Source organism: Methylophaga sp. (assembly GCF_030651745.1).
Genome location: NZ_JAUSCC010000110.1, coordinates 35,981 through 42,703, shown reverse-complemented (window position 1 = coordinate 42,703; position 6,723 = coordinate 35,981). Strand labels below are relative to the sequence as shown.

The window sequence follows — 6,723 nt, the reverse complement described above, 5'->3', positions numbered from 1 at the left end:
GATTTCCAGCCACTGGTTTTGTATTTACGGCGGATCCAACCATTTTCCAGATACCAATTAGGTAATTCAGCTTTAAGCCGCTGTTCGACTTCAGCATCAGAATAGGTTTTTTCGTTTTCAGTTTCTCTCCAGCTCATTGTTAATACCTCATTTCTAATAACGACCTTGTGAACTGACAGTGTAAAGCATTATCAGTTTTCACACTTACAGTAGAATTTGTTTGGAACCGTCACAGCTTCAATAATTCAACATTAGTGTTGTTCTCACATTAATAAACCGATCCTATTTGGATTCTATACCACGCCGTAGTGGGAGAGCTTTTTTTGCGACCATCTAATTTGTTTTCTTAAATAACTAAGTTGGTTAGGTATTCATTTCATAAATAATTTGCTCAATAGAGATAGTATTTTTATCAAATCAGCATTCATGGTTTGGTTTCGCTATTAATTAATGAAAGTCATCGTAATGTTTAACAAACCGAAACTACTTTTACAATAGGCAGGACGATGTCTAAACGCCAATTTTGATTCCAACTAATAAGGAAGGGCTGATTTTGCAAATATTAAGTTGCTAAGTACTCACATACCATATACGTATCGTTTTTAAATATATAATTTAACATAATATACATTATACGAAGTTGATGAGAATGCTAAGAAGACGCCGTTGGTACGAAAATTTAAGTGCAAGAACGAAATTTGCATACTCATCAGTTTTGAATTATGGACGTCGAAAAAATGACTTATCGAGAGGTTTTGCTTCGTGCTCGTTTAACTAAAAAAGAAACTGCTAAATTCTTTAATGTTTCAATTCAAACTGTCGAACGCTGGTACAGAATTAATAAAACCCCGACCGGCGTTATTCCCGCTTTAAAATTACTTTCAGGTGACTGCCCGGAATTGTCAGCAAAATCAGGCTGGCAAGGCTGGGCTTTTTTCAATGGCTTTTTATGGACTCCTGAAGGTCATCCATTTACACCTGGTGACATTCGAGCAGCTAGGCTTGATAGAGATATCATCAGAGGTTACGAACGGGAAAATGGAAAGCTTCGTGATCTTATCAAAAGTAAGGATTTTTCAGGACCAGAAAAAACATCAAATGTAATACCCTTTCCAACGGTAAACAGGATTGCATTACGGGCGATTGAAAGACGGGATTCTGAGTAGATGCGGGATGGCTTACGTGCCACAAAAGATAGAATTAAAAAAAAGGCCTGGCGTTAATCAGGCCGAAGGTTTTACGGTTTAGGCGTTTCTTTAGGCGGTTCAGATTGTGCTATTTGTTGCGGTTCAATATATGGATTGAATGATTGTGGTTCAGAGTTTATATGGGAGTTGCATTTGTCTGGTGTAGTTGGATAAACAGTGCCTTGTTGTGTGTAACAAGTGCATTTAGGTGGACGCGATATGCAGCCGGCAATTCGTGGAAAGTCTTTAACTGTGACGATACTGGCATATGCGGGTGCAGATTCGAGTATCCCTGGGAAAGTTGGTCGAAAATCAAATCGAGTATCAATACTTGGTGTCGGAGGATTTACCCTGGCTACAGTTTGCTGGAAGGTGGCTGTTTGTCTGTCGGGGCTGCCCGACTCCTCTACTGAGGCGCCGGGCTGCTGTGCGGCGGTAATTCCGGAAAATACTCTGTAAAAAGAGTATGCAGTAACACACACAACGGCTATGGCGAAAAATACGGCTGGAGGGATTTTACGTTGTTGCTTGGTATGTAGTGATGCTGATTTATATAGCGGGAATATCTTTTTATTTAGCGTATAGGATGATGTAACAGCATCACTTGTTGATTGTGGATTATCTTTTGTTTCAGGCCATTCGAATTGTTTTCGACCTTTCCAGTTGACACGTAAATGGATGTGACGCGATACCAGGGCGCGAACGTTGCTATCAATTAATCGTGGTGATTGTGTTATCAGGAAGAAATCCAGACCTTTGTGTCTATGAACTTCAAATGCTGCAACGTTTTCAGGAACTTTGGCACCACTTGAACGTGGACGGTAAATATTCTGTGCTTCGTCAAAAAACATAACGGCACCATCAGGTGCCCATTTATGCCACTCATTGGCGGGCATCATTTTTGTTTCTTTTTCTTCCTGGGTGTAATGGGTACAAACGTCGCATGATGGTGAATCACAATAAGCGACAATATGCGGTAATTTCAAATCAGGAATGCCGTGGACGTATAGAGCTCTGCCCTCTTTAACTGATTTCAACATGAAATCTAGTGCATAGGCGGTTTTACCTGAGCCGGGTGTACCTGTAATAAGGTTAATCATGCGAGTTTTCCGAGTTTTGGTAAGAATTCAATTGCTGCTCTGGCGATGGATGCACCGAATACGATTCCGAGAGCTTCAGGAATGCCTGCAAGGGATGCAATTTGTAATGCAACACCGGCAAGGCTGTTCCAGGAATTTTGGGCTTGTGAAACCAGGGCATTTAAAATTGCTGTTATGGCACCGAATGAGATGAACCCCATTCCGAGTGCAGCAAGTACGCGACCAGGTGCCAGGTCGACCATTCCGAATAGTAATTTAGCTAAGCCTTTCATCGTCTGAAGCCTCCCATAACAAATACGCCAGTTAATAGAGCCATTGTGATAACAGCGGGCTTGACTCCGGAAGCGAATGAACAAGCGGCATCATAATCATATTGAATGCCACCACCCATCTGAATTGAGGCAGGGCATGAAGCGTTTCCGGAAAAGCTGACTGGCTGGTAGTCAAATGGTAATTGTTGTTCGTCGATTGGTGTTTCGTCGGGAGTTTCACCAAGTTCCTGGCAAGCTAGAATTTCAGGATTTGCTTTACAGATATCCTGCTCTTGAGCTTCTTCCGGGAATGGTTCGGTTGATGTTTGTTCAGTTGGGTCAGGATTTGGGACGGTATCTGGATTGCCATCGTTGTTAGCATTCCAGTTTGAGCTAATTTGGTCAGCAGCCGTTTGGAATTCGGGGATAGTTGCTGCATCAGGAAAGCCGGTATATGGGTCTGTTAGTAAATCAGCCTGTTGTGATGGTGATAGATTGCGGTAAAAGTCAAAAAGCTGGTCATTAGATGCAGGTTGAGGCCACGGATTAAAGGGTGCTGCAGGTTGCTGCAAGGAACGAGGTAATCGGAAAAAATTTGCATTGCCACAACCAGAAGCGCCGACGCGCTGTAGGCAATATTGTATGTATGGGTATGAAGATTGGTTGCCAGTTGGGTGCAGGATAACGCCAGCAGGTTGAAAATTACCGAAAGTTGAGCGAACGTGATTGAAACATGTACCCATTGATATTCCAGCCATTCTATTTCCGGGGCCGATACCAGGGGATTCACAGAGGTTTTGTTCATTTACAATGTCCCAAGCATCAGGTCTGGTTGTGGTCTCCCATTGCTGAGTTTCAGGATTATAGAAGTAATCAGCAGCAGTTAGTGCAGTTACAAGCGCGATTCCCCAAGGTGTTAAAGACCTAGTTTTGATTGCATTTGCAACAGAAGCTTTACCAATTTCAACAGCACGAACAGCATAGACAGATTGGTTTGAAGCGGTTACACCGGCAAACCTGGTTGAAGCTGTCACAAGGGATGAACTGGAGACCATGCGATTTATTGAGGTTGGTTGGAATGGTTGCTGTAGTACAGCATTGGCTTGTGCATTACCAGTGGTTAGAAATATGAGTAAACCAATTGCCATTCCGGCAACTGATAGGCCAAGAATCACCAGCCAGATGCGGAGTAATATTCTGGTCATTAGTACATGGCCACTAATACGCAAATCATGATTGTTGCGAATATTGCTACGGCGTAGAAATCCATTAGGCACCCCTTTTTGCTATTTTGATGCACCACACTGAAATGACAGCGAATGCACACATGAAACCGAGTTCGGCGGCAGTGTCTACGTCGACGCCAAAGAATGAATTATTGAAACCTGGTTGAGTGCATGACGGTGGTGTTGTGGTTACCAGGTATGAACTGTTTTGATTAGAGGCAGTTATCTGAACAGTATTGCCCGCCACAGTAACCGAATTAATCGCGTCGCCATTGCCCAGAAAAACTTCCGAGTAAATCGAGTCTGCAACTTCGTCGATGGTTTCATAACAGAAATTTTTATATAGGTACATGATAAGAACGGGGAGCCTTTCGACTCCCCTTCCACTTATGCGCCGCGGCGGATATGTTTGTACACTGCGATGGCAACGATGATGCCAAGCACAGCAGTTGCGATTGCAATACCGATAGTTTCAGCAGCATCCATTTTGGTTTGAACGGCAGCAGGTACTTCAGCCATTGCAGTTCCAGCTGTTAATGCTAGAGCAGTTGTTGAAGCAGCTACTTTAGAGCCGAATTTTTTAGCTTGATTTAAAAGTTTCATTTTTGTTACTCCTAGAGGTTAAGTTATTGATGAAGGTCATCACCCGTTTGCGTCATTCGCATGTTCCTTCCGTCACATGCGCATGTCGCAAATTCGTTGAATTGAGACTGATACAGATGAAATGACTCATCATCTATTTCAGTTTCAGGAAAGCCAGTTTCAGTGAACATGGTCATTGTTTATGCGGCTGTTTGTTTTTGCTGAACTGGTAAAGGTTCAATTTGTGAGAAGTCGCAATTTAGATTCTGGTAGGCAACACCTACGGCTGAATCTTTCAGTGTGTAGTGACCTACAGGCATTGGATTAGCTGCATCAGCTTTGTTTTTATCTGAGCCTTGATAAAGGCGGTAGTTAAATGGTGTTGGATATTTGCCACCGTCATGCAAGTAGGCAACTTGTAGAGCTTGATAGATTGGCTCATCGTTGCGGGTAGTTAAATTTGATAACTGTGTTGGTAGTCGAGTTTGTTCAGTAAATTCAATACGTGGTTTCATTTTAGGTTGCTCCTAAGTGGATACGATTATTAATGGGTAGTAAGATTCTGACGTTTCATAAAAGTCAGTTGGTTCACGGTTGGAAAGCATCCGGATAATGCGACACATAATGATTTCAGGACACAGACCGATTGTGATTGGTAGCCATCCGGTTACGAATGGCGGTGAAGGTATGTTTGATGATGAATAACGCCGTTTATTGAATGAGACAGAATCAGTTTTTGTGATGTACTTAGCTAAGTAATTAGCAATGCGGCGTGGATTCCATGAGTTTTTGCCAATCGCGATTTTTGGTGAGGTGATGTCTATGTTTCCATCACCTACAACAGAACGCCAGATTGATCGAACGGTTTTAACTGGGTAAAAACCACTGATAGCTAAGTGGAAGTGAACAGCGCCACGTTTCTGAAATTCTGGTACGGCAATGTATTGCCATTGCTTGCCGAATGTATCTTTCATAGCCCGGCTGAATTTTGCTAAATCAGCACGAGCTAAATCTAAATCAGTTTTGTTTTCTCGATAGGTCAATGTCAACATGCGGTCTGCATTGAGCATGAGTGATTTATAGCGAACGTTTTTTTTTGCACGAGCTTGAGATTTTTGTAGAACGATTTCGTCCATTTCGGATTTTTGAGTGTTCGAACGTTTTGCACCGCCGCCTTTGCGAATGCTTTGGTCTGAATCGAGTTTCAGTGCAATGCATTCAACATCGCCAGAATTAAAAGCAACTACTTTTGTGTACCAGCCTTTACCTGAATTTCTATCGTCTGAAATTATCGAATAAACATCGTTCAGTGTTCTAAGACCAGATAGCTCAGTGTCTGTATTTAGTGGGGTTTTAACCCGCTCGTCATTAAGTGTTCCCAGTTCAAGTCTAGGCTTCGCCACTTCGTGGCTCGCTGTTTTCATGGTCTTAACCGAGTAAAACTGTGATTGAAAAAACGAGGAATGGCAGACCAAGGCCAAAGAGGAAAGCTTGTGTATTGCGTTCTAATCGAGTCATTACGGTTGCTCTGTGTAGGTGCCCATCCCCGCTCATTAGAGCAACCGTAAAGAAACCTTGAGCGGTTCAGGACGTTGTTTTGTCCGGCTGCTTATTCATTGGGCATGATATATACCTTGGTTAAAGTATATATTCAATACCCAAGGTATAATCTTTGCGCATAGAATATGAACAGGTTCACATTGGAGGCCATCATGAATAGTTACGAATACATACAAGAAATCAAGCGCCGCAACGGTTTAGACACTGATTACGCAGTAGCTATCAAGCTAGGATGGAAGCCTAATAAAATTTACCAATATCGTGATGGACAAGGAATGGATAATGCTGCTGCACTACAAGTTGCGGAGGTTTTAGACGTGCCTGTTCTGGCAGTTATTGCCGATATGGAAGCTCAGAGAGCAAAAGACGATGTAACCAGAAACAAATGGATTCAGCTGGCTAAATCTACAGGTGTTGCTGGGATGCTTGCTTTAAGTTTAAACGTAGTGCCAATGTTGGTGAACCCTGCTGTATCAACGGTTTCAGCGGGTGAGTTAAACGGAAATAATATACATTATACGAACTTATGGATCGGCAAGAAATTGAGTAGAACTCTCACCCGGAAATCAGTTTAGAGATATTCCGATAATGTGCGTTATGACAAAAAGATTAGTTTTCTAAGATGGTTCAGAATTTAAAATCTGAGAGTTTTTACCATACAAACCCCACAAGATTTTAAATTCTGAATGGTTAAATTTATAAAGATTTAAAAGCTGTGGACTATTTTTTCAAATATTGAATTCTCATTTAACGTTTAACGAGCTGATAGATAACTGTCATCTTATTCATATGATTTACCATCCGCTTTAATAGATAC

The 6,723-nt window shown here is 42.0% G+C and carries 8 protein-coding genes and 1 pseudogene; 2 read left to right on the top strand and 7 right to left on the bottom strand.

Translation table 11 applies throughout. The annotated features are described in order from the left end of the window. Positions 1-137 (bottom strand): annotated as a pseudogene (locus Q7V21_RS17915) (4a-hydroxytetrahydrobiopterin dehydratase); the annotation flags it as partial. Between the two features lie 585 nt (positions 138-722). On the opposite strand from Q7V21_RS17915, the gene Q7V21_RS12815 reads away from it, so the two are divergent. Further along, positions 723-1,166: a DUF3653 domain-containing protein gene (locus Q7V21_RS12815; protein ID WP_304917677.1), complete on the top strand. Its 444-nt coding sequence runs from the start codon at positions 723-725 to the stop codon at positions 1,164-1,166. Between the two features lie 71 nt (positions 1,167-1,237). Here Q7V21_RS12815 and Q7V21_RS12810 read toward each other — a convergent pair whose 3' ends face one another. The 6 genes from Q7V21_RS12810 to Q7V21_RS12785 form a co-directional block, all read right to left on the bottom strand. Further along, on the bottom strand, positions 1,238-2,287 hold the full coding sequence (locus Q7V21_RS12810; protein ID WP_304917676.1) for a zonular occludens toxin family protein: 1,050 nt from the start codon (positions 2,285-2,287) through the stop codon (positions 1,238-1,240). Next, positions 2,284-2,559: a DUF2523 family protein gene (locus Q7V21_RS12805; protein ID WP_304917675.1), complete on the bottom strand. Its 276-nt coding sequence runs from the start codon at positions 2,557-2,559 to the stop codon at positions 2,284-2,286. The genes Q7V21_RS12810 and Q7V21_RS12805 overlap by 4 nt, the downstream gene beginning before the upstream one ends. Further along, complete coding sequence (locus Q7V21_RS12800) at positions 2,556-3,743, bottom strand: virulence factor TspB C-terminal domain-related protein (RefSeq protein ID WP_304917674.1); 1,188 nt, start codon at positions 3,741-3,743, stop codon at positions 2,556-2,558. Before Q7V21_RS12800 ends, Q7V21_RS12805 begins: the two co-directional genes overlap by 4 nt. Positions 3,744-4,151: 408 nt before the next feature. Next, positions 4,152-4,367, bottom strand: coding sequence for a major capsid protein (locus Q7V21_RS12795; protein ID WP_304917673.1), 216 nt, complete (start codon positions 4,365-4,367; stop codon positions 4,152-4,154). A gap of 179 nt (positions 4,368-4,546) precedes the next feature. Then, positions 4,547-4,861, bottom strand: coding sequence for a hypothetical protein (locus Q7V21_RS12790; RefSeq protein WP_304917672.1), 315 nt, complete (start codon positions 4,859-4,861; stop codon positions 4,547-4,549). Between the two features lie 12 nt (positions 4,862-4,873). After that, positions 4,874-5,770, bottom strand: a complete 897-nt coding sequence (locus Q7V21_RS12785) for a hypothetical protein (RefSeq protein WP_304917671.1) — start codon at positions 5,768-5,770, stop codon at positions 4,874-4,876. 288 nt (positions 5,771-6,058) lie between these two features. Here Q7V21_RS12785 and Q7V21_RS12780 point away from each other — a divergent pair, with 288 nt between their 5' ends. Continuing rightward, positions 6,059-6,481 (top strand): hypothetical protein, encoded by a 423-nt coding sequence (locus Q7V21_RS12780; RefSeq protein WP_304917670.1) that lies wholly within the window; start codon positions 6,059-6,061, stop codon positions 6,479-6,481. Positions 6,482-6,723 lie beyond the last annotated feature (242 nt).